Origin of the sequence: Streptomyces sp. NPDC053367 (genome assembly GCF_044545925.1) — a bacterium.
GTDB lineage: Bacteria > Actinomycetota > Actinomycetes > Streptomycetales > Streptomycetaceae > Streptomyces.
Map to the genome: position 1 here is coordinate 882708 of NZ_JBITYN010000001.1, position 25520 is coordinate 908227.

Here is a 25520-nt window from a genome sequence, read left to right on the forward strand (position 1 = left end):
CGGCCGACGGGCCCTGACGGGTCAGAACCCCAGCTTGCGCAACTGCTTCGGGTCCCGCTGCCAGTCCTTGGCGACCTTCACGTGCAGGTCCAAGAAGACGGGCGTGCCGAGCAGGGCCTCGATCTGCTTGCGGGACTTGATGCCGACCTCCTTCAGGCGCTTGCCCTTGGGGCCGATGATGATGCCCTTCTGGGAGGGGCGCTCGATGTAGACGTTGGCGTGGATGTCGAGGAGGGGCTTGTCGGCGGGGCGGTCCTCGCGCGGGAGCATCTCCTCCACGACCACCGCGATGGAGTGCGGCAGCTCGTCGCGTACGCCCTCCAGGGCCGCCTCGCGGATCAGCTCCGCGATCATGACCTGCTCGGGCTCGTCGGTGAGGTCGCCCTCGGGGTAGAGGGCCGGGCCCTCGGGCAGCATCGGGATCAGCAGGTCCGCCAGCAGGTCGACCTGCTTGTTCGCGGTCGCCGACACCGGGACGATCTGCGCCCACTCGATGCCCAGCTCCTTGCCCAGCTGGTCGATCGCGATCAGCTGCTCGGCGAGGGCCTTGGAGTCGACGAGGTCGGTCTTGGTGACGATGGCGACCTTCGGGGACTTCTTGATCCCCGCCAGCTCCTTGGCGATGAAGCGGTCGCCGGGACCGATCTTCTCGTTCGCCGGGAGGCAGAAGCCGATGACGTCGACCTCGGCCCAGGTGGTCCGCACGACGTCGTTCAGCCGCTCGCCCAGCAGGGTGCGCGGCTTGTGCAGGCCGGGGGTGTCGACCAGGATCAGCTGGGCGTCCGGCCGGTGCACGATGCCCCGCACGGTGTGCCGGGTCGTCTGCGGCTGGTTGGCGGTGATCGCCACCTTCTGCCCGACCAGAGCGTTCGTGAGGGTGGACTTGCCCGCGTTGGGGCGGCCCACGAAGCAGGCGAAGCCGGCCCGGTGGACGCCTTCGGAGGACTGCTCGGATGACTGGGTGCGAACGCTCATGCGCCCATTCTCCCTGATCCCGGGACACGCGCCGTACCAAGCGGTCCACGGTGAGCTTCAGGAAACCCGTACGCAACGAAACGTCACGGAAACACACCCGTACGCGAGCGGAAACCGACACCCGTGAGTCTCGGACGCAAGCCCCCTGCGTTGGAGACCACGTGACGACCGTGACCCTTGCCGCGCCCCTGGCCGCGCCCCTCGCCGCGGAGCGCGTCGACACCGGCGACACCGCCTGGCTGCTCGCCGCGACCGCACTCGTCCTGCTGATGACCCCGGGCCTTGCCCTGTTCTACGGCGGCATGGTCCGCACGAAGAGCGTCCTCAACATGCTGATGATGAGTTTCGTGTCGATCGCCCTGGTCACCGTCGTCTGGCTGGCGGCCGGCTACTCGCTCGCGTTCGGCGAGGACGCGGCCGGCGGGCTCATCGGCGGGCTGGACCACCTGGGCATGTCCGGCATCGGCCCGGACAGCGTCCAGGGCACGGTCCCCACCGTTCTGTTCGCCACCTTCCAGCTCACCTTCGCGATCATCACGGCCGCGCTGATCAGCGGCGCGATCGCGGACCGGGCGAAGTTCGGGGCGTGGCTGCTGTTCGTGCCGGTGTGGGCGCTGCTCGTATACGTTCCCGTCACCCACTGGGTGTGGGGCCCGGGCGGCTGGATCCTCGACAGGCTGGGCGCGCTGGACTTCGCGGGCGGCCTGCCGGTCGAGATCACCTCGGGTGCCTCAGGTCTCGCCCTGTGCCTGGTGCTGGGCCCGCGCCTGGGCTTCAAGAAGGACGCCATGCGCCCGCACAACCTGCCCATGGTGGTGCTCGGCGCCGGTCTGCTCTGGTTCGGCTGGTTCGGCTTCAACGCGGGCTCGGCCCTCGGCGCGAACGGCCTCGCCGCCGCCGCGTTCCTCAACACCCTCGCGGCCGGCTGCACCGGCCTGCTGGGCTGGCTGTTCGTCGAGCAGCGGCGTGACGGCCACCCCACCACCCTGGGCGCCGCCTCCGGCGCGGTGGCGGGCCTGGTCGCCATCACCCCGTCCTGCGGCTCGGTGTCCCTGCTGGGCGCGCTCGTCGTCGGCCTCGCCGCCGGTGTCGTCTGCTCGTACGCCGTGAGCTGGAAGTTCAAGCTGAACTACGACGACTCCCTCGACGTCGTCGGCGTCCACCTGGTCGGCGGCGTCGTCGGCACGCTCCTCATCGGCGTCTTCGCCGTGGAGTCCATGACCGGCGGCACGGAGGGCCTGCTGTACGGCGGCGGCCCGGGCCAGCTCGGCAAGCAGCTGGTGGCCGTCGTGGCGGTCGGGGCGTACGCCTTCGCCGTCACCTACGGCCTCGGCAAGCTCATCGACAAGACGCTGGGCTTCCGGGCGAGCGAGGAGCAGGAGCACACCGGTCTCGACCTTACGGTGCACGCGGAGACCGCATACGATCACGGCGTCCTGGGCCACGGCGCCCCGGTCGCCCACTCCGTCGTCCCCACCGCCCAGAAGGTCAGGCCCCAGGCATGAAGCTCATCACCGCGATCGTCAAGCCGTACCGCCTCGACGAGGTGAAGAACGCCCTTCAGGAACTCGGCATCCAGGGCCTGACCGTCAGCGAGGCCAGCGGGTACGGCCGCCAGCGCGGCCACACCGAGGTCTACCGCGGCGCCGAGTACCAGATCGACCTCGTCCCGAAGGTCCGCATCGAGGTCGTCGTCGAGGACGCCGACTCCGAGGCGGTCATCGAGGCCGTCGTCAAGGCCGCCCAGACCGGCAAGATCGGCGACGGCAAGGTGTGGGCGCTGCCGGTCGACACCGTCGTACGGGTGAGGACGGGCGAGCGCGGTCCCGACGCGCTGTAGGCACCGGCGGCCACGCCCGCGAAACCCCCGCCGGGGCCGCTCATCCCGCGGTGAGCGTCACCCGCACCGCACCGTCGGGCCCGGCCACCAGCACAGGCGTCCCGGCGCCGCCGAGATCCCGCACGGCGGCCAGGTCCGGCTCGGGCACCGACTCCGTCTCGGTCACCACGGCCGCGGCCTCCAGCGACCGCGCCCCGGACGCCACCGCCATGGCCACCGCGGTCTGCAGCGCACTGAGCCGGAGGGAGTCCAGCGCGACCGTCCCGGCGACATAGGTACGGCCGGTGTCGTCACGGACGGCCGCGCCCTCCGGCACGCCGTTGCGGGCGCGGGCCGAACGGGCCAGGGTGACGATCTTGCGGTCCTCGGGATCGAGCGCGTTGGTGTCGGTCATGCTCCGAGGATACGTAGGCGTGCGCGGGCGGCTCCGCCTCACCCCGCCACGGGGTACATCGCCCCGCGCCGCCCCTCCGGACTGGCCGGCCGTTCCGGCCCGGCCGCGGTGTTCGCCTCCTCCGGCGGGGTGTGCAGCACGACGGTGAGGTCGGGCCGCGCGGGCACCCTCATAAGCGCCACCGAACGGCCGGGCGGCCGGACGGGGCGGCGGGACTACGGCCGGTCGAGCCGCAGCCGGTCCGCCCTGGGCAGGCCGGCCACCACCAGGTCGTAGGAGTCCTCGACGAGCTCCCGGACCAGACGCTCCGGCAGGTCGCCGTCGACGGTGACGGTGTTCCAGTGGCGCTTGTTCATGTGGTAGCCGGGCGTGATCAGGCCCGGGTGCTCGGAGCGCAGCCGGACGGCGTCCTCGGGGTCGCACTTGAGGTTGACGGTCAGGGGCCGCGCGCCCAGGTCCGTGAGGGCGAACATCTTGCCCAGCACCTTGAAGACGGAGATCTCCGGCCGGAAGGGGAAGTCCTCCACTGCGGCGTTGCAGGACAGGCAGAGGGCGCGCAGTTCCTGAGGGGTCACTCGTCCTCCTGCTCCTCCGTCTCGGGCGGGGCGACCGGCTCCACCAGCACGGTGACGATCTTGTTGCGGCGGCCCGCGGAGGACTCCGCGGTCAGCCGCAGCTTGCGGCCGTCGGGGAGTTCCACCATGGAGGAGGCGCCGGCGATGGGGACGCGGCCCAGGGCCTTGGCGAGCAGGCCGCCGACGGTCTCGACGTCCTCGTCGTCGTACTCCTCCAGGCCGTACAGCTCGCCGAGGTCGCCGATGTCGAGGCGGGCGGTGACGCGGAAGCGGTCCTCGCCGAGGTCCTCGACGGGCGGCAGTTCGCGGTCGTACTCGTCGGTGATCTCGCCGACGATCTCCTCGAGGATGTCCTCGATGGTGACGATGCCGGCGGTGCCGCCGTACTCGTCGATGACGACGGCGACGTGGTTGCGTTCCTTCTGCATCTCGCGCAGCAGGTCGCCGGCGTTCTTGGTGTCGGGCACGAAGAACGCGGGGCGCATCGCGGTGGACACCAGCTCCGACTCGGCGTCGCGGCTGATGTGGGTCTTGCGGGCGAGGTCCTTCAGGTACACGATGCCGACGATGTCGTCCTCGCTCTCGCCGGTGACCGGTATCCGGGAGAAACCGGAGCGCAGGGCGAGGGTGAGGGCCTGCCGGATGGTCTTGTACCGCTCGATGACGACGAGGTCGGTGCGCGGCACCATGACCTCCCGTACGAGGGTGTCGCCGAGCTCGAAGACGGAGTGCACCATGCGGCGCTCCTCGTCCTCGATGAGGGACTCCTGCTCGGCGAGGTCGACCAGCGCGCGCAGTTCCGCCTCGGAGGCGAAGGGGCCGCGGCGGAAGCCCTTGCCGGGGGTGAGGGCGTTGCCGATGAGGATCAGCAGCGACGGGATCGGGCCCATCACCCGCGCCAGCGGCAGCAGCACGTACGCCGCCGCGGTCGAGGTGTTCAGCGGGTGCTGGCGGCCGATGGTGCGCGGGGACACGCCGACGGCGACGTACGACACCAGGACCATGACGGCGATGGCGACCAGCAGCGCCTGCGCGGTGGAGGCGAACTCCTCCAGGCAGGCGTAGGTGACGAGGGCGGCGGCGGCCATCTCGCAGGCGACGCGGACCAGCAGCGCCATGTTGAGGTAGCGGGTGGGGTCGGCGGCCACCTGGGCGAGCTTGGCGCTGCCGCGGCGGCCGGACTTGACGGCCTCCTCGGCGCGGAAGCTGGACACGCGGGCGATGCCGGCCTCCGCGCAGGCGGCCAGCCAGGCGACGACGACCAGGAGGATCGCCCCGAGGACGAGTTGCGCAGACATGACCGCTCTACGAGACGGTCGGGGCCGGGGAGGGGCCGGTCAGGCCGTTCTCCGCGCGCCAGCCGTCCACGATGGCCGCCTGCAGGCCGAACATCTCCGCCTTCTCGTCGGGCTCCTCGTGGTCGTAGCCGAGCAGGTGCAGCACACCGTGGACGGTGAGCAGCTGGAGCTCCTCGTCCATGGTGTGCTGCGTCGGCGCTTCCTCGCCCTGCTTCTTGGCGACCTCCGGGCACAGCACGATGTCGCCGAGCAGGCCCTGCGGGGGCTCGTCGTCGTCCTTCGACGGCGGGCGCAGCTCGTCCATCGGGAAGGACATGACATCGGTCGGGCCGGGCAGGTCCATCCACTGGATGTGGAGCTGCTCCATGGCGTCGGCGTCCACGACGATCACCGAGAGCTCGGAGAGCGGGTGGATGCGCATCCGTGCGAGTGCGTAGCGGGCGATGTCGAGGATCGCCTGCTCGTCGACCTCGGTTCCGGACTCGTTGTTGACGTCGATCGACATGGTGCTGCTCGGTCTACTTCCCCTTGTGCCCGGCCTTGCCCCGGCCGCCCTTGTGCGTGCCGTTCTCGGTGCCGTGCTGGTCGTCGTACTTCTCGTACGCGTCGACGATACGGCCCACCAGCTTGTGGCGGACGACATCGTGGGACGACAGCCGGGAGAAGTGGACGTCCTCGACGCCCTCCAGGATCTCCTGGACCTGGCGCAGGCCGGACCGGGTGCCGTTGGGCAGGTCGACCTGGGTCACGTCACCCGTGATCACGATCTTCGAGTCGAAGCCGAGGCGGGTGAGGAACATCTTCATCTGTTCGGGGCTGGTGTTCTGGGCCTCGTCGAGAATGATGAAGGCGTCGTTGAGGGTGCGGCCGCGCATGTAGGCGAGCGGCGCGACCTCGATCGTCCCGGCGGCCATCAGGCGGGGGATGGAGTCGGGGTCGATCATGTCGTGCAGCGCGTCGTAGAGCGGGCGCAGGTAGGGGTCGATCTTCTCGTAGAGCGTGCCGGGCAGGAAGCCCAGGCGCTCGCCGGCCTCGACCGCGGGACGGGTCAGGATGATGCGGTTGACCTGCTTGGACTGCAGGGCCTGCACCGCCTTGGCCATGGCCAGGTACGTCTTGCCGGTGCCGGCGGGGCCGATGCCGAAGACGATCGTGTGCTTGTCGATCGCGTCGACGTACCGTTTCTGGTTGAGCGTCTTCGGGCGGATGGTGCGACCGCGCGAGGACAGGATGTTCTGCGTGAGCACCGAGGCCGGGGTCTCTTCCTGGCCTTCGCCGTTCCCGCTCGCCCTCAGCATGGCGATCGAGCGTTCCACTGCGTCCTCCGTCATCGGCTGCCCGGTGCGGAGCACCAGCATCATCTCGTCGAACAGGCGCTGTATCAGGGCGACTTCCGCCGGGTCGCCGACCGCGCTGATCTCGTTGCCCCGGACGTGGATGTCGGCCGCCGGGAAGGCCTTCTCGATCACGCGCAACAGGGAGTCGCCGGACCCCAGCACGGTGACCATCGGGTGCTGGGCGGGGACGGTGAACTGCGCTCGTGCCTGCCCCTGCGCAGGGCTGTGAGCTGTGGGTGTCTGAGTCATGGGCCGGCTCTGAAGGCCTGCGTTTCCTCCTCTTCACGGCCGCGTGGCTGAGGGCGGCCTCGCGCTTCCAGGGTACGACGGGGTGCGGGGAAGGCCGTAGGACTTTTCGGCCGGGGCCTCGCGGGGGCCGCGGACGGCCGGTCGCGGCCCCCGCGTCCGGCACGTCTACGCCGACCTGCCGAAGCCGATCGTCGGGACCGCCCGGCGCAGCGGCCAGGGCCGTACGCACTCGTCGGGGACCAGCGTCTCGAGGAACGCGTACCGCTGGAGCGCCGTGGGGTCCTGGGCCTGGACGGACTGGACCTTGCGCCACCATGCGGCGACCTCGCTCCAGCCGGGCGCCGAGAGGGAGCCGCCGAACTCCTGGACGGACAGGGCGGCGGTCAGGCCCGCGAAGGCCAGCCGGTCCGCCAGCGGCCAGCCGGCCAGGGTGCCGGTGACGTAGCCCGCGACGAAGACGTCGCCCGCCCCGGTGGGGTCCAGCGCCTCGACGGCGATCGCGGGGACCTCCGCCGTCTCCCCCGTCCGCCCGTCCACGGCGTACGCCCCCTCCGCCCCGAGCGTCACCACCGCGACCGGGACGCACGAGGTCAGGGCGTGGGCGGCTGCCCGGGGGCAGCTGGTGCGGGTGTAGCGCATGGCCTCCTCGGCGTTGGGCAGGAAGGCCTCGCAGTGTTCGAGGTCGGCCAGCCCGGCGAGGTCCCAGGCGCCGGTGTCGTCCCAGCCGACGTCGGCGAACAGGCGGGTGCCCTTCGCTGCGGCCTGGGCGATCCAGGGGGCGCGCCGGCCCGGGGTGAGGGAGGCGATCGCGGCCCGGGCGCGGGGCGGGCAGTCGGGGGCGGGTTCCTCGGGCGGGGGCTCGTGGCCGTGGGAGACCATGGTGCGCTCGCCCTCGTAGGCCATGGAGACGGTGACCGGGGAGTGCCAGCCGGGCACGGTGCGCGAGGGGCCGAGGTCGATGCCCTCGCCGGTCGCGAGGGCGTCCCAGCAGTACTCGCCGTAGTGGTCGTCGCCGAAGGCGGCCGCGAGGGAGGTGCGCAGGCCGAGCCGGGCCAGGGCGGTGGCCATGTTGGCGACGCCGCCGGGGCTGGAGCCCATGCCGCGGGCCCAGGACTCGGTGCCGCGCACGGGCGCGGAGTCGAGGCCGGTGAAGATGATGTCGAGGAAGACGGTGCCGGTGAGGTAGACGTCCCAGGGCGGATCGGCGGGCGTGCGCAGCCCGGCGAGCGGGTCGACCTGGGACCGGCGGTGCGGCTCCCCTGCGATGGACACCTCGGACGCGATCACGATGGCGCTCCCTGACGCATGGTGCGGATCAGGCCAGTGTGCACCACCTCGCTCGGGGGACGCCGACGCCCACGGCGGGGAGCCGGTGTGCCGCCGCTACCAGCGCGGAACGGCCGGTGTCGTCCATCCCGGCTCGGCGACCCGCATGGCCGCCGCGTCGTCGCGGTCGTGGAACCGGCCGTCGTCCTCGCGCCACCGCCGGTGCAGGAAGGCGAGGCGGTCGCGGTCCAGCTCGACGCCGAGGCCGGGGGCGTCGGACACGATGACGCGGCCGCCGGTGAAGGGGACGCGCTCGGTGAGGACGTCCTCGGACTGCCAGGGGTAGTGGGAGTCGCAGGCGTGCCGCAGTCCGGGCACGGTCGCCGCGACCTGGGTCATGGCGGCCAGGCTGATGCCGAGGTGGGTGTTGGAGTGCATGGAGACGCCGACGCCGAAGGTGCGGCACACGGCGGCCAGGTGCTGGGTGTTGCGCAGCCCGCCCCAGTAGTGGTGGTCGGAGAGGACGATCCGCACGGCCCCGCGGGTGAACGCCTCGGGTATCTCGGCGAAGGTCGTCACGCACATGTTGGTGGCGAGCGGCACGTCGGTGCGGGCGGCGACCTCGGCCATCGCGTCGGTGCCGAGGGCCGGGTCCTCCAGGTACTCGAGGACGTCCCCGAGCGCGTCGGCGACCTTCACGGAAGTCTCCACCGACCAGGCCCCGTTGGGGTCGAGCCGCAGCGGCCGCCCGGGGAATGCCTCCGCGAGGGCGCGTACGGCGGCGATCTCCTCCTCGGGCGGGAAGACACCGCCCTTGAGCTTGAAGGAGCCGAAGCCGTGCCGCTCGGTGAGGCGGCGGGCCTGCTCGACGACTCCGGCGGGGTCGAGGGCCGCGCCCCAGCCGTCGGGGTCGGCGCCGGGGTGCGCGGCCCACTTGTAGAAGAGGTACGCGCTGTACTCGACCGAGTCGCGCAGCTTGCCGCCGAGCAGGGCGTGCACGGGAAGGCCGAGCGCCTTGCCGAGCGCGTCGAGGCAGGCGACCTCGAAGGCGGAGACGACGGAGAGCCGCAGCTTGTCCGCGGTCTGGACGCCCCGCAGCCCGCCGACGTCGACGGCGTTCTCGACGCGTGAGGCGTCTACTCCGACCTCGTCCACGAGCGTGAACAGCCCGTTGAGGTCGTCGAGCCTGCGCCCGGGGAGCCGGGCGGCGAGCGGCCGGGCCAGTTCCAGGTACTTGGTGTCGCCGTAGGTCTCCCCGACGCCGGTGGTGCCGTCGTCCGTGACGATCTCGACGATCAGGCGGGGTGTGTAGGGCTGGTGGACGCCCTGGGTGTTGAGCAGGGGCGGGTCGGCGACCAGGACGGGCGTCAGCCGGACCTCGGCGATGGTCGGGGCGTGGGTCACGGGGCGCCTCCAGGGTGTTCACATATCAGAACACTGGTCGAATGGATGAAAAACGATCGCCCTCCTACCCGGCCACCCTTCCACCAAACCAAGACGTGGCCCAGATCACACCACCCGGCCTCCCGTGCGCCCGCCCCCACTTGATACAAATTGCCCGCGCGTTCCTGTCCGTCGACAGTCGTCGCCCAATCCCCCTTTTGTGCCGCTTCTTTCGCATGCCCTGGGAACGCCCGTGTCCTCCCCCCGCACCTCCCTGCCCTGGCCCGTCCTCGCCCTCTTCACGGCCGGGTACCTCGCCCCGTACCTGCTGCCGACCGTCGTCGGCCGGCTGGACGCGTATCTGCCCGTCACCGCCACCCAGGCGGGCGCCATCGGCAGTGCCCTGCTGCTGAGTTCGGCCACGGCCGGCTTCCTGCTGGCCTCGTTCGTCGAGCGGATCGGCGCCCGCCGACTCGCCCGCGCGGGGCTGGCGCTGGCCTTCGCCGGATACGGGGGCGCCGCGCTCGTGCACGCCGTACCGGCCGTGGTCGCGGGCTCGGTCGTCGGCGGGTTCGGCTCCGGCACCGTCACCGCGGTCGCCGCGACCCGCATCGCGGCCGAGAAGGACCCGCACCGGACCTCCACGCTGGGGCTGCTGGGCGTCTCGGCGCTCGCGGGCGCGGTCTACCTGACGGTCCCCCACCTCGGCCCGGGGCACGGGCTGCCGCTCGCCGCCATCGCCCTGACCGCGCTCGCCGTCTGGCCGCTCACCGGCCGGCTGCCCGCCGCCGGCGCGGCCCCGCACACCCGGCGCGAGCGCACCCCGCTCCCCCACCCGCGCGCCGGGCTCGTCCTCGTCGCCGCCATGCCGTGCTGGTCGCTCGCGCAGAACGCGCTGTGGGGCGTCAGCGGCCGGATCGGCCTGACCCAGGCCCACCTCACCGAGGCGGTCGTCGGCGTGGTGTTCGCCGTCGCGCTCGGCGCCGGGCTCCTCGGCGTGCTCGGCGCGGGGGCGCTCGGACCGCGGCTCGGCCGCGCCCTGCCCGTCGGGGCCGGTACGGCGCTCATCGCCGGGTGCATCGTGCTGAGCGCGTCCGCCACCGACCTGGCGACCTTCGCGGGCGGCGAGATCGCCTGGAACGCCTGCTACCCGATCGTCCTTTCGTACCTGATCGGCCTCGCCGCCTCGCTGGACCCGGCCCGCGGACGCTGGGCCGTCCTCGCCGGCTCGGCGTCCTCACTGGGCACGGCCGCCGGCCCGATCGCCGGCAGCCTGCTCTCCGCGCAGGCGGGCTTCCCGGTGATGGGCGCGGTGCTCGCGGCCGGGCTGCTGGTGATCGCCGTACCGCTGACTGCGGTCGCGCGCGGCGCGGGCAGGCGCTCCCTGCCGGTCGTCGAGATCCCGGTGGAGACGCCCGCCCCGCAGACCGCGACGGCGGCCTAGAACCGGTACGCCTCGACCTCCGCGAGGTACCGGGCCCGCCGCTCCTCGTCGTCGTCCAGGAAGGAGGCGAGGAAGGAGTTGCGGGCCAGCTCGCGCAGCCGCTCGTCGGTGAGGTGCAGGGCACGGCGTACGGCGTCGAAGTTGTCGCCCGCGTAGCCGCCGAAGTAGGCGGGGTCGTCGGAGTTGACCGTGCACAGCAGGCCGGCGTCGAGCATCGCGGGCAGCGGGTGCTCGGCCAGGGCTGCGACGGCCCGCAGGCGGACGTTGGACAGCGGGCACAGCGTCAGCGGCACACGGTCGCGGACCAGCCGGGCCACCAGCTCCGGGTCCTCCATGCAGCGCAGACCGTGGTCGACGCGCTCGACGCCGAGGACGTCCAGCGCCTCGGTGATGTACTCCGGCGGGCCCTCCTCACCGGCGTGCGCCACCCGGCGCAGCCCGAGCCCGGCGGCGGCCTCGTACACCTCGCGGAACTTCACCGGCGGATGCCCGACCTCGGCCGAGTCCAGTCCGACACCGGTGATGCGGTGCAGATAGGGCTTCGCGGCCTCCAGGGCCGCCGTCGCCGACTCGGCGGACTCGTCGCGCAGGAAGCACATGATCAGCCGGGTGGAGACACCGTGGTCCTCCTCGCTGCGGCCGAGCGCGCGCCACAGGCCCTCGACGACCGTGCCCATGCCCACACCCCGCGCGAGGTGGGCCTGCGGGTCGAAGAAGATCTCCGCGTGCCGCACGCCCTGGGCCGCGGCACGGGCCAGATAGGCGTTCGCCAGGTCGGCGAAGTCCTGCTCGGTGCGCAGCACGGCCGTCAGCTCGTAGTACAGGTCCAGGAACGACTGGAGGTCGTCGAAGCTGTACGCCCGGCGCAGCGCTTCGGTGTCCTCGTACGGCAGCTCCACGCCGTTGCGCGCGGCCAGCTCGAAAGCCAGCTCCGGCTCCAGGGTGCCTTCGATGTGCAGGTGCAGTTCTGCTTTGGGGAGGGGCATTACGGCATCTTACGACCGGATTGCCGTCGTTTCAGAAGGGGCTCGGTCAACGGCGCTTCGGGACCGGCACTCGCATCAGGTCGTACGCCACCGTCAGCTCGCCCTCGTAGCCGGCGGCGCGCGCCTGGCGCTCGAACTCCTCCGGCTCGGCGTAGCGCTGGCTGAAGTGGGTCAGCACGAGGTGGCGCACACCGCTCTCCCGGGCCACCCGCGCCGCCTGGCCGGCCGTCAGATGGCCGTGGTCGACGGCGAGTCGCTCGTCCTCGTCGAGGAACGTCGACTCGATGACCAGCATGTCGCAGCCCTCGGCGAGCGCGAACGCGCCCTCGCACAGCCGGGTGTCCATGACGAACGCGAACCGCTGTCCGCGCCGCACCTCGCTGACCTCCGCGAGCTCGACACCGTTCAGGACGCCGTCGCGCTGGATGCGCCCCACGTCCGGCCCCTCGATGCCGTGCGCGGCGAGCCGCTCGGGCAGCATGCGGCGGCCGTCGGGCTCGGTCAGCCGGTAGCCGAAGGACTCGACGGGGTGGGAGAGGCGGCGCGCCTCGAGGACGTAGTCGCGGGTGGCGGCGATGACACCGTCCCCGGCGATCGGCGCCTCGGTGAGCGGGACCGTCTCGCGGTAGGCGGTGGCGTACCTCAGGCGGTCGAAGAAGCGCTGTCCGGAGGCGGGGTAGTGCGCGGTGACCTGGTGCGGCACCTGGTCGAGGTTGACGCGCTGGATCACCCCGGCGAGGCCGAGGGAGTGGTCGCCGTGGAAGTGCGTGACGCAGAGCCGGTTCAGGTCGTGGGCCGCGACCCCGGCGCGCAGCATCTGACGCTGCGTGCCCTCGCCGGGGTCGAACAGCAGGCCCTCGCCGTCCCAGCGCAGCAGATAGCCGTTGTGGTTGCGGTGCCGGGTGGGGACCTGGCTGGCGGTGCCGAGCACGACCAATTCACGTACGGACACGGTGAATCACCCGGGGGGCCACTGCATGCCGCGGCCGCCGAGGACATGCGCGTGGGCGTGCCACACCGTCTGGCCGGCGCCGCTGCCGGTGTTGAACACGATGCGGTAGCTGTCCAGCTTCTCCTCGTCGGCCACGGCCTGGGTCTCGCGCAGGAGGTCCGCGGCCACCTCCGGTGCCCCGGCGGCGAGTTCGGCGGCGTCGGCGTAGTGCACCTTGGGGATGACCAGGACGTGGGTGGGGGCCTGGGGGTTTATGTCCCGGAAGGCGACCGTCGTCTCCGTCTCGCGGACGATCGTCGCCGGGATGTGCTTCGCGACGATCTTGCAGAACAGGCAGTCGTCCTGGGGTTCGCCTGCCATGCGGCCTCCTCCGGGGAAAGATGATCTGTCTCGGATCGCATCGTATCGTCGTTCACCGCGGGTGATCGCGGGTTGCTCGCGGCGTTCCCCGCGCCCCTCAGGGCATCGCCCTCGGCGGTGTCTTCGCAGGCTGCCGCTCCAGTGCCTCCAGGGCGAGCCTGATCGCCTCGTCCAGCTGCGGGTCCCTACCGGCCGCCCAGTCCTGGGGGCGTCGGACGACCTCCACGTCCGGGTCGACGCCGTGGTTCTCCACGCCCCACTCCTGGCCCTCCAGCCAGAAGGCGTACTTGGGCTGGGTGATCAGGGTGCCGTCGACGAGCCGGTAGCGGCTGTCGATGCCGATGACCCCGCCCCAGGTGCGGGTGCCGACGACGGGGCCGAGGCCGAGGGCCTTGACGGCGGCGTTGACGATGTCGCCGTCGGAGCCGGAGAACTCGTTGGCGACGGCGACGACGGGGCCGCGCGGGGCGTCCTGGGGGTAGCTGTAGGGCTGCATACCGCGCGGGACGGCCCAGCCGACGATCCGGCGGGCCAGCTTCTCGACGACCAGTTGGGAGGTGTGGCCGCCGCGGTTCTCGCGAACGTCGACGACGAGGCCCTCGCGGGCGACCTCCACCCTGAGGTCGCGGTGGATCTGGGCCCAGCCGGGCGCCTGCATGTCGGGGACGTGCAGATAGCCGAGGCGGCCGCCGGAGACCCGGTGGACGTAGGCGCGGCGGTCGGCGACCCAGGCGTGGTAGCGCAGGGGCTCCTCGTCGGCGAGGGGGACGACCACGGCGTGGCGGGGTTCGCCGCCGCCGGACGGGGAGACGGTCAGCTCCACCGGGTGGCCGGCCGTGCCGACGAGCAGCGGCGCGGGGCCGGTGACCGGGTCCACGGGCCGGCCGGCCACGGCGACGATCGCGTCACCCGGGCGGACGGCGACGCCGGGCGCGGCGAGCGGGGAGCGGGCCTCGGGGTCGGAGGTCTCGGCGGGCAGGATGCGGTCGACGCGCCAGGTGCCGTCCTCGTGGCGGGAGATGTCGGCGCCGAGCAGGCCCTGCCGGTCGCCGTGGCCGTAGCCGCCGCCGGACATGACGTAGGCGTGCGAGGTGCCCAGTTCGCCGTGGACCTCCCACAGCAGGTCGACGAGGTCGTCGTGGGTGGCGACACGGTCGAGGAGGGGGCGGTAGCGGTCGAGGACGCCGTCCCAGTCGACGCCGTTCATGTCGGCCCGCCAGAAGTTGTCCCGCATGATGCGGCCGGTCTCGTCGAACATCTGGCGCCACTCGGCGGCCGGGTCGATCAGGCGGCGCACCCGGGCGAGGTCGACGGTGACGTTGCTGTCGCTGTCGGCGTCGGCGGAGGCCCGCCGGTCGCTGGGCACCACCTTGAGCAGCCCGTCGGTCCACAGCAGCAGCCGCTTGCCGTCGCCGCTGACCTCGAAGTGGTCGGCGTCGGCGGCGAGGTGCTCGATGCGCTGCTGGGCGAGGTCGTAGCGCTCCAGCTCGGTGTGCGGGTCGGGCGCGTCGGGGGTGGCCCGGGAGACGCCGAGGACCCCGCGCACGGGGTGGCGCAGCCACAGGACGCCGTCCTTGGCGGCGCGCAGGTTGGAGTAGCGGCCGGCCTCGACCGGGAAGGGCACGATCCGGTCGGCGAGGCCGTCGAGGTCGATCCGGGTGGTCGGGGTGCCCTCGCTGTCGGGGGTCTCGTCCTTGTCGGACACCTCGAAGGGGCGGCCGTGCCGCTGCGGCCCGAAGGGCGAGGGCGTGGTCGCCGCGAGGGGGATCAGATGGGGGCGGGAGCCGGTGACGAAGGCGAGGTCGAAGACGTGCTCGTCGTAGACCGGGTCGAAGGAGCGGTTGGACAGGAACGCGAGGTGCTTGCCGTCGAGGGTGAAGGCGGGCGCGTAGTCCTGGAAGCGCAGCGGGGTCGCCTCGGTGACGGTGAGGTCGGTGGTGTTGGCGAGCTTGAGCTGGCACAGCGGGTGCGGGCCGGGGTGGGACCAGGCCAGCCAGCCGGAGTCGGGCGAGAAGGTGAGGCCGGAGACGTCGCCCTGGTCGCTGCGGTCGAGCTCGCGGACCTCGCCGCTCTCCCGCTCGACGAGCAGGACGCGTCCGTCGTGCGCGGCGACCGCGGCGCGGCTGCCGTCGGGGGACATGGCGAGGCCGAGGACCCGGCCGAGCCGTCCGGCGGCGATACGGCGCGGGGTCGCGCCCGGCGCGAGTCCGGTGGCGGGCGCGAACTCCAGGGCGTCCTCGCCCTCGGCGTCGGTCACCCACACCACCCATTCCTCGCCCTCCACGCGGAAGGTGCGCGGCATCCGGGCCCGTACGCCCGGTTCGGCGGCGAGGGCGCGGGCCGGCCCCGCGCGGTGGGTGACCCAGTGGACGGCGCCGCGCACGCTGACCGCGCTGCCGCGGGCCGCGTGGTCGGGGGAGGCGGAGCCGAACCAGCGGGCGGCGTCGACGGGGTGCGGCTGGCGGTCGGTGCGCTGTCCGCCGAGCCGGATGTCCAGGCGGCGCGGCTCGGCCCCCTCCAGGTCGTCCAGCAGCCACAGTTCGCCCGCGCTCGCGTACACGACCCGGGTGCCGTCGCTGGTGGCGTGGCGGGCGTAGAAGCCGTCGAGGGGGGTGTGGCGGCGCAGGTCGGAGCCGTCGGCGAGGGAGGAGTACAGCGCGCCGGTGCCCTCGTGGTCGGACAGGAACGCGAGGCGCTCCCCCACCCAGCAGGGGTGCTCGATGTTGCCGTCGAGGTCGGCGTGCAGGCGGACGAACTCGCCGTCGCCGTCGGGGTCGATCCACAGCTTGCCCGCGGTGCCGCCCCGGTAGCGCTTCCACCAGGCGGCCTCGCGGCCCATCGGCGCGGACAGCAGCACCGTCGCCGGGCCGAACGCCACGTCGCCGACGGGTCCGTGGGGCAGTGTGGTGGCCGGGCCGCCGTCGAGCGGGACCGCGCGCGCCCAGCTGCGGCGCAGACTGGCCTGGCCGTACGTGCTCAGCGCCAGGACCTCGCCGCCGGGGGTCCAGCCGCGCACCTGCGTCTTCCAACTGCCCCAGTACGTCAGCCTCCTGGCGGGTCCGCCGTCGGCCGGGGCGACGTGCACCTCGGGGGCGCCGTCGCGGGTGGACGTCCAGGCGACGGTGGTGCCGTCGGGCGAGATACGGGGGTGCGAGACGGGCACGTTGTCGGCGCTGACCCGCCAGGCCCGGCCCCCGTCGAGGGGGGCGAGCCAGACGTCGTCCTCGGCGGTGAAGGCGACCGACTCGCCGTGCACGTGCGGGAAGCGGAGGTACGCCGGTATGGCGGAGGAAGAGGGCTGCGTCACCCGGTCAAGCCTATGCAGAGCGGCCGTTCGGGGCGGGGCGTTCGGATCACTTGCCCTCGACCGGCCTGCACTGTGGGAAGTCGTCGCACCACACGGTCTGGGTCACCGTCACCGTGACGGCGGGGCGGGGTCCGCCCGCGGGCGGCGCGGTGGTGGCGTCGCAGTTGCCGAGGCCCTGGACGTGGAACCACTGTCTGCCGTCGATCTTCGCGGTGAGGTCACCGCGTACGCACGCGCCGCTGACCGCCCGGGTGACGCGGCCGGTGACGGTGATGTCCTTGCCGTCGCCGGTCTCGCCCTGGCAGTCGACGGCGGCGAGGTCGTCGGCCGTGGCGGACGGGGACGCGCCGTCACCGTCGTCGACGGACGCGGTGCACGTCAGCCAGCGCACGTCGGCCTTCTGCCGCTCCAGTTCCGCCGTCACCAGATGGTCGGTGGTGTACGCCACCGTCGCGCCGTTCAGCCCGCCCGCGGGGTCGCAGGCGGCGACGCCCGCCACGGAGATCACCGCCAGCACCGACGCGGCCGCCGCCCGTCGGCCCCGCGGCCGGTTCGTCGCTTCCCAAATACGTCGCAATGCCCCCATGGAGGGCAGCCTCCCACTGTCCCGGCCGTCGCGGTAGAGCGGATACGGCCACTCGTGGCGGTCTCCGTCCCGGCCTGAGCGGATGAGCAGCGGACGCCGGGTCAGGAAGCCGGCGCGGCAGCGGGCTCAACATCAACGAGCCCGGCTGCGTCCGCGCGCTCGTCGACGAGGCCGTACGGCGCGGACTGCTGCCCGCAGGCGGGGAGTCGGACGGCTGGGAGCTGCTGCCCGCCGCAGTCGTCAGCCGCGCAGCAGCAGCCACTGCTGAAGCTCCACCAGATTGCCCTCCGGGTCCTTGAGGTGGGCCACCCGCAGCCGGTCCGACATGGGGGCCGGGCCGTGCAGCAGCTCGGCGCCGCGCCCGGTGATCTCCTCGCAGTACGCGCCCAGGTCGTCCACCCGCAGCACCACCAGCGACCGGTGCCCGCTCGCCGCGTCGCCCAGCTCGCCGAGCACCTCGGCCATCATCGCGCGGTCCTGCAGCGCGATGCCGGCCGAGCCGGTGGCCGGGCTGAACTTCTCGTACGGCCCGTCGACGGCGCCCGACTGCGGCTTGAGGCCGAGGACGTCGGCGTAGAAGCGGTAGCAGGCGGCGAAGTCGCTGACCAGCAGCCGGACCTGTGCGAGTTCCATGGCGTACTCCCCCTGTCGTCAGGACGTCGGTCAGGACGTCGGTCAGGACGTCGGTCAGGACGTTGTGCAGTACGTCGCTCAGGACCAGCGGCCGGTGCGCCCGAGCAGCAGGGCCACCGCCGCGGTCCCCGCGGTCGATGTCCGCAGCACCGTACGCCCGAGGACATACGGTTTGGCGCCCGCCTCCGCGAACAGGGCCAACTCCTCGGGGGAAACGCCCCCTTCCGGGCCGACGACCAGCACGATCTCGCCCTCGGTGGGCAGTTCGACGGTGGCGAGGGGCTCCTCACCGCTCTCGTGGAGCACGGCGGCGAAGTCGGCTTCGGCGAGAAGTGCGGCAACCTGCTTGCTGCTCGCGGCGTCCGCGACCTCCGGGAAGCGCACCCGGCGGGACTGCTTGCCCGCCTCCCGTGCGGTGGCCCGCCACTTGGCGAGGGCCTTCAGACCGCGGTCGCCCTTCCACTGCGTGATGCACCGGGAGGCCGCCCACGGCACGATCGCGTCGACGCCGGTCTCCGTCATGGTCTCCACGGCGAGTTCACCGCGGTCGCCCTTCGGCAGGGCCTGCACGACCGTGATCCGGGGCCGCGGCTCGGGCTCCTCCTGGACTGCGCCGAGATCCACCACCAGCCGGTCCTTGCCCTCGGCGGCCCTGACCACGCCCTCGGCCCAGCGGCCGTGCCCGTCGGTGAGGACGACGTCCTCGCCGGGCCGCAGCCGCTTCACGGAGACGGCGTGCCGTCCCTCGGGGCCGTCGAGCACGAACTCGGGTCCCCCGTGACCGAGTTGCTCGACCACGAACACCGGAGCCGTCATCGCTGGGTTCCTCCTTGCAGGGGCAGGTCCGACAACGTTGTGCACGCGGCGGCCAGTTCGGCCACCAGTACCTCCACCAGCCGCCCCGCGGGCATCGCGCGCGCCAGGCGGTGGCCCTGTCCCGCCCACAGCGCCATGCCCTGGGCGTCGCCCGCCGCGGCGGCGGCCTTGCGCAGCGGCGCGGTGAGGTGGTGGACGTCGGGGTAGGCGGCGGGCGCGTACGGGCCGTGCTCCCGCAGGAATCGGTTCACCAGGCCGCGCGCCGGGCGCCCGGAGAACGCCCGCGTCAGCTCGGTGCGCACGAACAGGGGGTTGGTCAGGGCCTGCTTGTGCAGGGCGTGCGCTCCGGACTCGTCGGTGGGGAGGAACGCGGTGCCGAGCTGGGCGGCGCTCGCGCCCGCGGCGAGGACGGCGGCGATCTGGCCGCCCCGCATGATGCCGCCGGCGGCGACGAGCGGCAGGGAGACGGCTTCGCGGACCTGCGCGAGAAGGGCCAGCAGCCCGATGCCCGACCCGTCGGTGTCGGGCAGGTCCCGGTGGGTGCCCTGGTGCCCGCCGGCCTCGACGCCCTGGACGATCACCGCGTCGGCGCCGGCCCGCTCCACCGCGAGCGCCTCGTCGACGCTGGTCGCGGTCACCAGGGTGACCGTCCCGGCCCGGCGCAGGGCCTGGAGCGCCTCGGGGGCGGGCACGCCGAAGTGGAAGGAGACCGCCGGGACCGGGTTGTCGAGCAGGACGGCCAGCTTGGTGTCGAAGCCGTCGTCGCGGCCGCTGTCCGGGTCGCCCAGCTCGGTCTCGTACCAGGCGGCCTCACCGGCGAGCTGGTGGGCGTAGACGCCGACGGCCGCGGGGTCCGCGTACTCCGGGTGCGGCAGGAAGAGGTTCACGCCGAAGGGCCGGGAGGTCAGGCTCCGCAGCTGCTTGATCTCCTGGTACATGCCGTCGGCCGTCTTGTACCCGGCGGCCAGGAACCCCAGCCCGCCGGCCTCGGACACGGCGGCGGCGAGCCGCGGCACGGAGACGCCGCCCGCCATGGGGGCCTGCACGATCGGACAGGAGAGGAGACCGGTCAGCGCGGAGGACATGACCGCATGTTGTCACGTCCTCCGAACAAGTCCGAATCGGCCCTTCCCCTTGGCATAAGCCAACATTTCCCGGGCCGACCCGGACCACTCGGCGACTGTGGGCGGCACACCCCAGCCCCCGTCAGCGACCGCTCAACGCGTCCTTCAGCCGAGAGAACAACCCCTGCTGCCCCGGCCGACTGCGCCCACCCGGGGGCCAACCCCCGGACCCCCGGCCCCAGCCCCCTCAGGTCCGCCCGTTGAACGCGTCCTTCAGCCGAGAGAACAACCCCTGCTGCCCCGGCTGGAACTGCCCCTGGGGCCGTTCCTCGCCGCGGAGCTTGGCCAGCTCGCGCAGCAGGCGTTCCTGCTCCGGGTCGAGCTTGGTCGGGGTCTGGACCTCGACGTGGACGATCAGGTCGCCCCGGCCGCCGCCGCGCAGGTGGGTGACGCCGCGCCCGTGCAGCGGGATCGACTGGCCGGACTGGGTGCCGGGCCGGATGTCGACCTCCTCCATGCCGTCCAGCGTCTCCAGCGGCACCTTCGTGCCGAGGGACGCCGCCGTCATGGGCAGGGTGACCGTGCAGTGCAGGTCGTCGCCGCGGCGCTGGAACTGCGAGTGCGGCAGCTCGTGGATCTCGACGTAGAGGTCACCGGCCGGGCCGCCGCCCGGGCCGACCTCGCCCTCGCCGGCGAGCTGGATGCGGGTGCCGTTGTCCACACCGGCCGGGATCTTGACCGTGAGGGTGCGCCGGGAGCGGACCCGGCCGTCGCCCGCGCACTCCGGGCACGGGGTCGGCACGACGGTGCCGAAGCCCTGGCACTGGGGGCAGGGCCGCGAGGTCATGACCTGGCCAAGGAAGGACCGGGTGACCTGGGAGACCTCACCGCGGCCGCGGCACATGTCACAGGTCTGCGCGGAGGTGCCGGGCGCGGCGCCCTCGCCGTTGCAGGTGTTGCAGACGACGGCCGTGTCGACCTGGATGTCCTTGGTCGTGCCGAAGGCCGCCTCGTCCAGCTCGACCTCGATCCGGATCATCGCGTCCTGGCCGCGCCGCGTCCGCGACCTCGGCCCGCGCTGGGACGCCGTACCGAAGAAGGCGTCCATGATGTCGGAGAAGTTGCCGAAGCCGCCCGCCCCGAAGCCGCCCGCGCCGGCGCCGCCGGACTGCGAGAGCGGGTCGCCGCCGAGGTCGTAGACCTGCTTCTTCTGCGGGTCCGACAGCACCTCGTAAGCGGCGTTGATCTCCTTGAACCGCTCCTGGGTCTTCGGATCGGGGTTGACGTCCGGGTGCAGCTCGCGAGCGAGCCGGCGGAAGGCCTTCTTGATCTCTTCCTGCGACGCGTCGCGGCGCACGCCGAGAACGGCGTAATAGTCCGTGGCCACTTACGACTCCGCCAGGATCTGTCCGACGTACCGTGCCACTGCGCGTACCGCTCCCATCGTTCCCGGGTAATCCATGCGGGTCGGTCCGACCACGCCGAGCTTGGCGACTGCCTCGCCGCCCGAACCGTAGCCGACCGACACCACCGACGTGGAGTTGAGTCCCTCATGGGCGTTCTCGTGACCGATGCGCACGGTCATGCCCGAATCCTTCGCCTCGCCCAGGAGCTTGAGGAGCACGACCTGCTCCTCCAGGGCCTCCAGGACGGGACGGATGGTGAGGGGGAAGTCATGTCCGAAGCGGGTCAGATTGGCGGTGCCGCCGATCATCAGCCGCTCCTCTGTCTGTTCGACGAGTGTCTCCAGGAGGGTGGAGAGCACCGTCTGGACCGTACCGCGGTCCTCCGGCTCGAAGGCCTCCGGCAGATCCTGCACCAGCTGCGGCACGTCCGTGAAGCGACGGCCCGCGACCCGGCTGTTCAGCCGCGCCCGCAGATCCGCGAGCGAGGCCTCGCCGAACGGCGCCGGGCAGTCGACCATCCGCTGCTCGACCCGCCCGGTGTCGGTGATCAGGACCAGCATCACCCGGGCCGGGGCCATCGACAGCAGCTCCACGTGCCGGACCGTGGACCGGGTCAGCGACGGGTACTGCACGACGGCCACCTGCCGGGTGAGCTGCGCCAGCAGCCGCACCGTGCGGGCCACGACGTCGTCGAGGTCGACGGCGCCGTCGAGGAAGTTCTGGATCGCGCGCCGCTCCGGCGCGGTGAGCGGCTTGACCTCGGCGAGCTTGTCGACGAAGAGCCGGTAGCCCTTGTCGGTGGGGATGCGCCCGGCGCTGGTGTGCGGCTGCGCGATGTAGCCCTCGTCCTCCAGGGCCGCCATGTCGTTGCGCACGGTCGCCGGGGACACGCCCAGGTTGTGCCGCTCGGTGAGCGCCTTGGAACCGACCGGCTCCTCGGTGCCGACGTAGTCCTGGACGATGGCGCGCAGCACCTGGAGCCTTCGTTCACTGAGCATGCGCACACCTCCAGAAGTCGTCACCTCGGCGCTTCCCCTGGCACTCTGAGCATTCGAGTGCCAGCCTTACCGGCCCAGTGTACGGCGGTCGGGCGGGCTTCCGGCAAGGCAGGTACCGCACCGCCGCGCCAGGTGACGGTGCCACCGATAGCGTCGCCGTATGACGGTGACTTGGGAAGAGCTGGGCTGGGAGCGGCTGGCGGCCGGGGTCGGCCGGTGCCGCCTGCCGCGCTGGGACTGCACGGCCGGGCTGGTCGTCGGGGAGGGCGCGGCGCTGCTGATCGACGCGGGTTCGAGCCTGCGGGAGGGGGCGGAGCTGCGGGCCCGCGCCGAGTGGCTGTTCGGCGGACGTGTGACCCATCTCGCGCTGACGCACCCCCACTTCGACCACGTCTTCGGGGCGGCGGCCCTCGACGGCACCGAGGTGTTCGGCGCGGTGGGCGTGGCCGCGGCGCTGACGTCCCGGCACGCCCGCGAGGAGCTGCGCGCGGACGCGGTCGGCAACGGCCTGGACGAGGAGGCCGCGACCGAGGCGGCGGACGCCCTGAGCGCGCCCGGCCACCACGTCACCGGCGAGTGGACGCTGGACCTCGGCGGCGGCCGCCAGGTCCTGCTCGCCAACGTCGGCCCCGGCCACACCGCCCACGACCTCGCGGTCCTGGTGCCCGGCTCCCCCGAGGTGGTGTTCTGCGGCGACCTGGTCGAGGAGTCCGGCGAACCCCAGGCGGGGCCGGACGCGGTACCGGCCCGCTGGCCCGACGCCCTGGACCGCCTCCTGGCCTTCGGCGGCGAGGACGCGCTGTACGTGCCCGGCCACGGAGCGGTCGTGGACGCGGCCTTCGTACGGCGTCAGCGCGACGAGCTGGCGGCCCGCTTCGGCGTGTCGCCCTGAAGGCCCCCGCGCTTGTTCCTATCGTCATCCGAATGCGCCAGTACTCCGCCGACCTGACACCTCCCTGGAAGAAGCCGCAGCCCGTCCCCGAGGTCCCGGCCGAGCCCGGTCTGGTGGTCGAGGAGCCCGGCACCGGCTTCTGCGGCGCGGTGATCCGCTGCGAGGCGGGCACGGTGACCCTGGAGGACCGCTTCGGCAAGCACCGCGTGTTCCCGCTGGAGCCGCGCGGCTTCCTGCTGGAGGGCCGGGTGGTGACGCTCGTACGACCGTCCGCCGCGCCCGTACGGCCCACCCGTACGGCGTCCGGCTCGGTCGCGGTCCCCGGCGCCCGGGCCCGCGTGGCCCGCGCCGGCCGCATCTACGTGGAGGGCCGCCACGACGCGGAGCTGGTCGAGAAGGTCTGGGGCGACGACCTGCGCATCGAGGGCGTGGTCGTGGAGTACCTGGAGGGCGTCGACGACCTGCCGGGGATCGTCGAGGAGTTCGCGCCGGGCCCGGACGCGCGGCTGGGGGTGCTGGTGGACCACCTGGTGCCGGGCTCGAAGGAGTGGCGCATCGCGCAGCGGGTGACCAGCGAGCACGCCCTGGTCGTGGGCCACCCGTACATCGACATCTGGGAGGCGGTGAAGCCGTCGTCCCTGGGCATCGCGGCGTGGCCGAAGGTCCCGCACGGCCAGGACTGGAAGACGGGCGTGTGCCGGGCCCTGGGCTGGCCCTCGGACAACACGGGCGCGGTGTGGCAGGCGATCCTGAAGCGGGTGGGCTCCTACAAGGACCTGGAGCCGGATCTGCTGGGGAGGGTGGAGGAGCTGATCGACTTCGTCACGGTGCAGCCGTGAGGGGCGGGAGGGTCCCGAACGTACTCGTGTCGAGGGTGACGTCCACGATCGGCAGCGGCACGGGATCACCGAACTTCCGGGTCCGTTCGGACTGATAGTCGGCCGCTGTCCCGCTGCCGACCGGCTCGCTCAGCACCAGGCATTTCGCCTGGAAGGGATCGATGATCAGGTACACGGGGACGCCGCCCGCCGCATAGACGGACCGCTTCTCGACATAGTCCCTGTGCACGCTCGTCCTGGAGACGACCTCGACCAGCATCGTCACCGCCGGAGCGGGCACGAGCCGCCCAGGGCTGTCGTCCGCGCCGATCTCCATGACCACCAGGTCGGGCTGCGGTTCACTGCTTTCGCTCGGGAAGGCCACGTCCTGAGTCTGCAGCCGCTCCCACCGGTGCGCAGGGATCTGGTCCTGCACCGACTGCACGATGCGGTTATGGACCTTGTCGGGCCCGGCCATCATCACGATTTCCCCCCGGATGAGCTCAGCCTTGAAGCCCTCGGGAACCTCCAGGTTCTCGAAGGCCTCATGCACCCGGCGATCATCCACAGCGGTCATCTCCGTGGCCCTCCGCTCTCCGCCGCCGCGTGTACGGCGGCAGCCCATGAACCAGGTTAGGGACCGAACCGGCGTTCAGGGGGGATTCACTCGCGGGAGTGATCAGTCCACCAGGTCCCGCACCACCGCGTCCGCCAGCAGCCGTCCCCGCAGGGTCAGCGCCGCGCGCCCCTCGTCGTACGGCCCCTGCTGGAGCAGTCCCTCGGTCAGCGCCCGCCGGGAAGCCGCCAGCCCCTGCTCCCGCAGCAGTGACAAGGGCACTCCCTCCCGCAGCCGCAGCTCCAGCAGGATCCGCTCCACCCGGCGGTCCTCCTCGGACAGCAGCTCACGGCCCGCGCCCGGGGAGCGGCCCTCCGCGAGGGCGGCGGCGTACGCTCCCGGATGCTTGGCGTTCCACCAGCGCACCCCGCCGACGTGGCTGTGGGCGCCGGGGCCCGCGCCCCACCAGTCGGCGCCGCGCCAGTAGAGCTCGTTGTGCAGGCAGCGGCCCGCCTCGGAGGCGGCCCAGTTGGAGACCTCGTACCAGTCGAGGCCCGCCGCGGTGAGCATGTCCTCCGCGATGAGGTAGCGGTCCGCGTGGACGTCGTCGTCGGTCATCGGGACCTCGCCCCGCCGGATGCGGCGCGCGAGCTGGGTGCCCTCCTCGACGATCAGCGCGTACGCGCTGACGTGGTCCGGGCCGGCGCCCAGCGCGGCCTCCAGGGACGCCCGCCAGTCGTCGTCGGACTCGCCGGGGGTGCCGTAGATCAGGTCGAGGTTGACGTGCTCGAAGCCCGCCGCGCGGGCCTCGGCCACGCACGCCTCGGGGCGCCCGGGGGTGTGGGTGCGGTCCAGGACCTTCAGCACGTGCTGCCGGGCGCTCTGCATGCCGAAGGAGACCCGGTTGAAGCCGCCTTCGCGCAACGCCGCGAGATACGCCGGGTCGACCGACTCCGGGTTGGCCTCCGTGGTCACCTCCGCGTCGGGTGCGAGGCCGAACTCGTCACGGATCGCCCCCAGCATCCGTACGAGATCACCGGCGGCCAGCAGGGTCGGCGTGCCGCCGCCGACGAAGACCGTGCGGACCTCGCGCGGGTCGTCGCCGAGGACCTTGCGCGCCAGGCGGATCTCGTCGACCAGGGTCTCGGCGTAGTTGTCGCGGGAGGCCAGCACTCCGCCGCTGCCGCGCAGCTCGGTCGCGGTGTAGGTGTTGAAGTCGCAGTAGCCGCAGCGGGTCGCGCAGTACGGGACGTGCAGGTAGAAGCCGAGGGGTCGGTCGGCCGCCCCGGCGAGCGCGGACGCGGGCAGCGCGCCGTCGGCGGGGACGGGCTCGCCGTCGGGGAGTGCGGAAGGCATGTCCTCCAGTGTCCCCCATGTCCGTGGCG

The 25520-nt window shown here is 72.7% G+C and carries 25 protein-coding genes and 1 pseudogene; 5 read left to right on the forward strand and 21 right to left on the reverse strand.

The window, feature by feature from the left end; genetic code table 11:
• Positions 1 to 21: 21 nt before the first annotated feature.
• Positions 22 to 975 carry a GTPase Era gene (gene era, locus ACIGXJ_RS04090; RefSeq protein ID WP_399641367.1) on the reverse strand — a complete coding sequence of 318 codons (954 nt, stop codon included), beginning with the start codon at positions 973 to 975 and terminating at the stop codon, positions 22 to 24.
• A 170-nt stretch (positions 976 to 1145) separates the two neighbouring features.
• On the opposite strand from era, the gene ACIGXJ_RS04095 reads away from it, so the two are divergent.
• Positions 1146 to 2480, forward strand: a complete 1335-nt coding sequence (locus tag ACIGXJ_RS04095; RefSeq protein ID WP_399642137.1) for an ammonium transporter — start codon at positions 1146 to 1148, stop codon at positions 2478 to 2480.
• A complete protein-coding gene (locus ACIGXJ_RS04100; RefSeq protein WP_399641369.1) occupies positions 2477 to 2815 on the forward strand; it encodes a P-II family nitrogen regulator in 339 nt (112 codons plus the stop codon). The genes ACIGXJ_RS04095 and ACIGXJ_RS04100 overlap by 4 nt, the downstream gene beginning before the upstream one ends.
• Positions 2816 to 2855: 40 nt before the next feature.
• On the opposite strand, the gene ACIGXJ_RS04105 is transcribed toward ACIGXJ_RS04100, so the two are convergent.
• The 8 genes and pseudogenes from ACIGXJ_RS04105 to ACIGXJ_RS04140 form a co-directional block, all read right to left on the reverse strand.
• On the reverse strand, positions 2856 to 3209 hold the full coding sequence (locus ACIGXJ_RS04105; RefSeq protein ID WP_399641371.1) for a cytidine deaminase: 354 nt from the start codon (positions 3207 to 3209) through the stop codon (positions 2856 to 2858).
• A gap of 38 nt (positions 3210 to 3247) precedes the next feature.
• Positions 3248 to 3382: pseudogene (locus ACIGXJ_RS04110) on the reverse strand (XRE family transcriptional regulator); the annotation flags it as partial.
• Positions 3383 to 3424: 42 nt separating this feature from the next.
• Positions 3425 to 3784, reverse strand: a complete 360-nt coding sequence (locus tag ACIGXJ_RS04115) for an MmcQ/YjbR family DNA-binding protein (protein WP_399641373.1) — start codon at positions 3782 to 3784, stop codon at positions 3425 to 3427.
• A complete protein-coding gene (locus ACIGXJ_RS04120; RefSeq protein WP_399641375.1) occupies positions 3781 to 5082 on the reverse strand; it encodes a hemolysin family protein in 1302 nt (433 codons plus the stop codon). The genes ACIGXJ_RS04115 and ACIGXJ_RS04120 overlap by 4 nt, the downstream gene beginning before the upstream one ends.
• A gap of 7 nt (positions 5083 to 5089) precedes the next feature.
• Positions 5090 to 5587, reverse strand: coding sequence for an rRNA maturation RNase YbeY (ybeY, locus tag ACIGXJ_RS04125; RefSeq protein WP_399641377.1), 498 nt, complete (start codon positions 5585 to 5587; stop codon positions 5090 to 5092).
• 13 nt (positions 5588 to 5600) lie between these two features.
• Entirely contained in the window at positions 5601 to 6668 is a 1068-nt protein-coding gene (locus ACIGXJ_RS04130; protein ID WP_399641379.1) for a PhoH family protein, read from the reverse strand.
• Between the two features lie 165 nt (positions 6669 to 6833).
• Entirely contained in the window at positions 6834 to 7958 is a 1125-nt protein-coding gene (locus ACIGXJ_RS04135; RefSeq protein ID WP_399642138.1) for a carbohydrate kinase family protein, read from the reverse strand.
• A 93-nt stretch (positions 7959 to 8051) separates the two neighbouring features.
• On the reverse strand, positions 8052 to 9338 hold the full coding sequence (locus tag ACIGXJ_RS04140; protein WP_399641381.1) for a glucarate dehydratase family protein: 1287 nt from the start codon (positions 9336 to 9338) through the stop codon (positions 8052 to 8054).
• 232 nt (positions 9339 to 9570) lie between these two features.
• On the opposite strand from ACIGXJ_RS04140, the gene ACIGXJ_RS04145 reads away from it, so the two are divergent.
• A complete protein-coding gene (locus ACIGXJ_RS04145; RefSeq protein ID WP_399641383.1) occupies positions 9571 to 10761 on the forward strand; it encodes an MFS transporter in 1191 nt (396 codons plus the stop codon).
• Here ACIGXJ_RS04145 and ACIGXJ_RS04150 read toward each other — a convergent pair.
• The 10 genes from ACIGXJ_RS04150 to hrcA form a co-directional block, all read right to left on the reverse strand.
• Entirely contained in the window at positions 10758 to 11747 is a 990-nt protein-coding gene (locus ACIGXJ_RS04150) for an adenosine deaminase (RefSeq protein WP_399641385.1), read from the reverse strand. The two genes, ACIGXJ_RS04145 and ACIGXJ_RS04150, sit on opposite strands and share 4 nt — an antisense overlap.
• A gap of 46 nt (positions 11748 to 11793) precedes the next feature.
• Positions 11794 to 12699, reverse strand: a complete 906-nt coding sequence (locus ACIGXJ_RS04155) for a ribonuclease Z (protein WP_399641387.1) — start codon at positions 12697 to 12699, stop codon at positions 11794 to 11796.
• Between the two features lie 6 nt (positions 12700 to 12705).
• Positions 12706 to 13059: a histidine triad nucleotide-binding protein gene (locus ACIGXJ_RS04160; protein ID WP_399641389.1), complete on the reverse strand. Its 354-nt coding sequence runs from the start codon at positions 13057 to 13059 to the stop codon at positions 12706 to 12708.
• Positions 13060 to 13156: 97 nt separating this feature from the next.
• On the reverse strand, positions 13157 to 16366 hold the full coding sequence (locus ACIGXJ_RS04165) for a S41 family peptidase (protein WP_399641391.1): 3210 nt from the start codon (positions 16364 to 16366) through the stop codon (positions 13157 to 13159).
• 46 nt (positions 16367 to 16412) lie between these two features.
• Entirely contained in the window at positions 16413 to 16952 is a 540-nt protein-coding gene (locus ACIGXJ_RS04170) for a hypothetical protein (protein WP_399641392.1), read from the reverse strand.
• Between the two features lie 240 nt (positions 16953 to 17192).
• Positions 17193 to 17585: a VOC family protein gene (locus tag ACIGXJ_RS04175; RefSeq protein WP_399641394.1), complete on the reverse strand. Its 393-nt coding sequence runs from the start codon at positions 17583 to 17585 to the stop codon at positions 17193 to 17195.
• Between the two features lie 78 nt (positions 17586 to 17663).
• Entirely contained in the window at positions 17664 to 18401 is a 738-nt protein-coding gene (locus ACIGXJ_RS04180) for a 16S rRNA (uracil(1498)-N(3))-methyltransferase (RefSeq protein ID WP_399641396.1), read from the reverse strand.
• Complete coding sequence (locus tag ACIGXJ_RS04185) at positions 18398 to 19486, reverse strand: nitronate monooxygenase (RefSeq protein ID WP_399641398.1); 1089 nt, start codon at positions 19484 to 19486, stop codon at positions 18398 to 18400. Before ACIGXJ_RS04185 ends, ACIGXJ_RS04180 begins: the two co-directional genes overlap by 4 nt.
• Before the next feature lie 226 nt (positions 19487 to 19712).
• Positions 19713 to 20852 carry a molecular chaperone DnaJ gene (gene dnaJ, locus ACIGXJ_RS04190; RefSeq protein ID WP_399641400.1) on the reverse strand — a complete coding sequence of 380 codons (1140 nt, stop codon included), beginning with the start codon at positions 20850 to 20852 and terminating at the stop codon, positions 19713 to 19715.
• Positions 20853 to 21869, reverse strand: coding sequence for a heat-inducible transcriptional repressor HrcA (gene hrcA, locus ACIGXJ_RS04195; RefSeq protein WP_399641402.1), 1017 nt, complete (start codon positions 21867 to 21869; stop codon positions 20853 to 20855). It abuts the gene before it with no gap.
• A gap of 160 nt (positions 21870 to 22029) precedes the next feature.
• On the opposite strand from hrcA, the gene ACIGXJ_RS04200 reads away from it, so the two are divergent.
• Both ACIGXJ_RS04200 and ACIGXJ_RS04205 read left to right on the forward strand, forming a co-directional pair.
• Positions 22030 to 22761, forward strand: coding sequence for an MBL fold metallo-hydrolase (locus ACIGXJ_RS04200; RefSeq protein WP_399641404.1), 732 nt, complete (start codon positions 22030 to 22032; stop codon positions 22759 to 22761).
• A gap of 32 nt (positions 22762 to 22793) precedes the next feature.
• Positions 22794 to 23600, forward strand: a complete 807-nt coding sequence (locus ACIGXJ_RS04205; RefSeq protein WP_399641406.1) for a DUF3097 domain-containing protein — start codon at positions 22794 to 22796, stop codon at positions 23598 to 23600.
• On the opposite strand, the gene ACIGXJ_RS04210 is transcribed toward ACIGXJ_RS04205, so the two are convergent.
• Both ACIGXJ_RS04210 and hemW read right to left on the reverse strand, forming a co-directional pair.
• Entirely contained in the window at positions 23584 to 24156 is a 573-nt protein-coding gene (locus ACIGXJ_RS04210) for a Uma2 family endonuclease (RefSeq protein WP_399641408.1), read from the reverse strand. The two genes, ACIGXJ_RS04205 and ACIGXJ_RS04210, sit on opposite strands and share 17 nt — an antisense overlap.
• 102 nt (positions 24157 to 24258) lie before the next feature.
• Positions 24259 to 25491 carry a radical SAM family heme chaperone HemW gene (hemW, locus tag ACIGXJ_RS04215; RefSeq protein WP_399641410.1) on the reverse strand — a complete coding sequence of 411 codons (1233 nt, stop codon included), beginning with the start codon at positions 25489 to 25491 and terminating at the stop codon, positions 24259 to 24261.
• Positions 25492 to 25520: the final 29 nt, after the last annotated feature.

Excerpts from the sequence above, each read along its gene's own strand:
- era (WP_399641367.1), bottom strand. The coding sequence starts at position 975 with ATGAGCGTTCGCACCCAGTCATCCGAGCAGTCCTCCGAAGGCGTCCAC.
- ACIGXJ_RS04100 (WP_399641369.1), top strand. The coding sequence starts at position 2,477 with ATGAAGCTCATCACCGCGATCGTCAAGCCGTACCGCCTCGACGAGGTG.
- ACIGXJ_RS04105 (WP_399641371.1), bottom strand. The coding sequence starts at position 3,209 with ATGACCGACACCAACGCGCTCGATCCCGAGGACCGCAAGATCGTCACC.
- ACIGXJ_RS04120 (WP_399641375.1), bottom strand. The coding sequence starts at position 5,082 with ATGTCTGCGCAACTCGTCCTCGGGGCGATCCTCCTGGTCGTCGTCGCC.
- ybeY (WP_399641377.1), bottom strand. The coding sequence starts at position 5,587 with ATGTCGATCGACGTCAACAACGAGTCCGGAACCGAGGTCGACGAGCAG.
- ACIGXJ_RS04130 (WP_399641379.1), bottom strand. The coding sequence starts at position 6,668 with ATGACTCAGACACCCACAGCTCACAGCCCTGCGCAGGGGCAGGCACGA.
- ACIGXJ_RS04150 (WP_399641385.1), bottom strand. The coding sequence starts at position 11,747 with ATGCCCCTCCCCAAAGCAGAACTGCACCTGCACATCGAAGGCACCCTG.
- ACIGXJ_RS04160 (WP_399641389.1), bottom strand. The coding sequence starts at position 13,059 with ATGGCAGGCGAACCCCAGGACGACTGCCTGTTCTGCAAGATCGTCGCG.
- ACIGXJ_RS04170 (WP_399641392.1), bottom strand. The coding sequence starts at position 16,952 with ATGGGGGCATTGCGACGTATTTGGGAAGCGACGAACCGGCCGCGGGGC.
- ACIGXJ_RS04175 (WP_399641394.1), bottom strand. The coding sequence starts at position 17,585 with ATGGAACTCGCACAGGTCCGGCTGCTGGTCAGCGACTTCGCCGCCTGC.
- ACIGXJ_RS04180 (WP_399641396.1), bottom strand. The coding sequence starts at position 18,401 with ATGACGGCTCCGGTGTTCGTGGTCGAGCAACTCGGTCACGGGGGACCC.
- ACIGXJ_RS04185 (WP_399641398.1), bottom strand. The coding sequence starts at position 19,486 with ATGTCCTCCGCGCTGACCGGTCTCCTCTCCTGTCCGATCGTGCAGGCC.
- hrcA (WP_399641402.1), bottom strand. The coding sequence starts at position 21,869 with ATGCTCAGTGAACGAAGGCTCCAGGTGCTGCGCGCCATCGTCCAGGAC.
- ACIGXJ_RS04200 (WP_399641404.1), top strand. The coding sequence starts at position 22,030 with ATGACGGTGACTTGGGAAGAGCTGGGCTGGGAGCGGCTGGCGGCCGGG.
- ACIGXJ_RS04205 (WP_399641406.1), top strand. The coding sequence starts at position 22,794 with ATGCGCCAGTACTCCGCCGACCTGACACCTCCCTGGAAGAAGCCGCAG.
- ACIGXJ_RS04210 (WP_399641408.1), bottom strand. The coding sequence starts at position 24,156 with ATGACCGCTGTGGATGATCGCCGGGTGCATGAGGCCTTCGAGAACCTG.
- hemW (WP_399641410.1), bottom strand. The coding sequence starts at position 25,491 with ATGCCTTCCGCACTCCCCGACGGCGAGCCCGTCCCCGCCGACGGCGCG.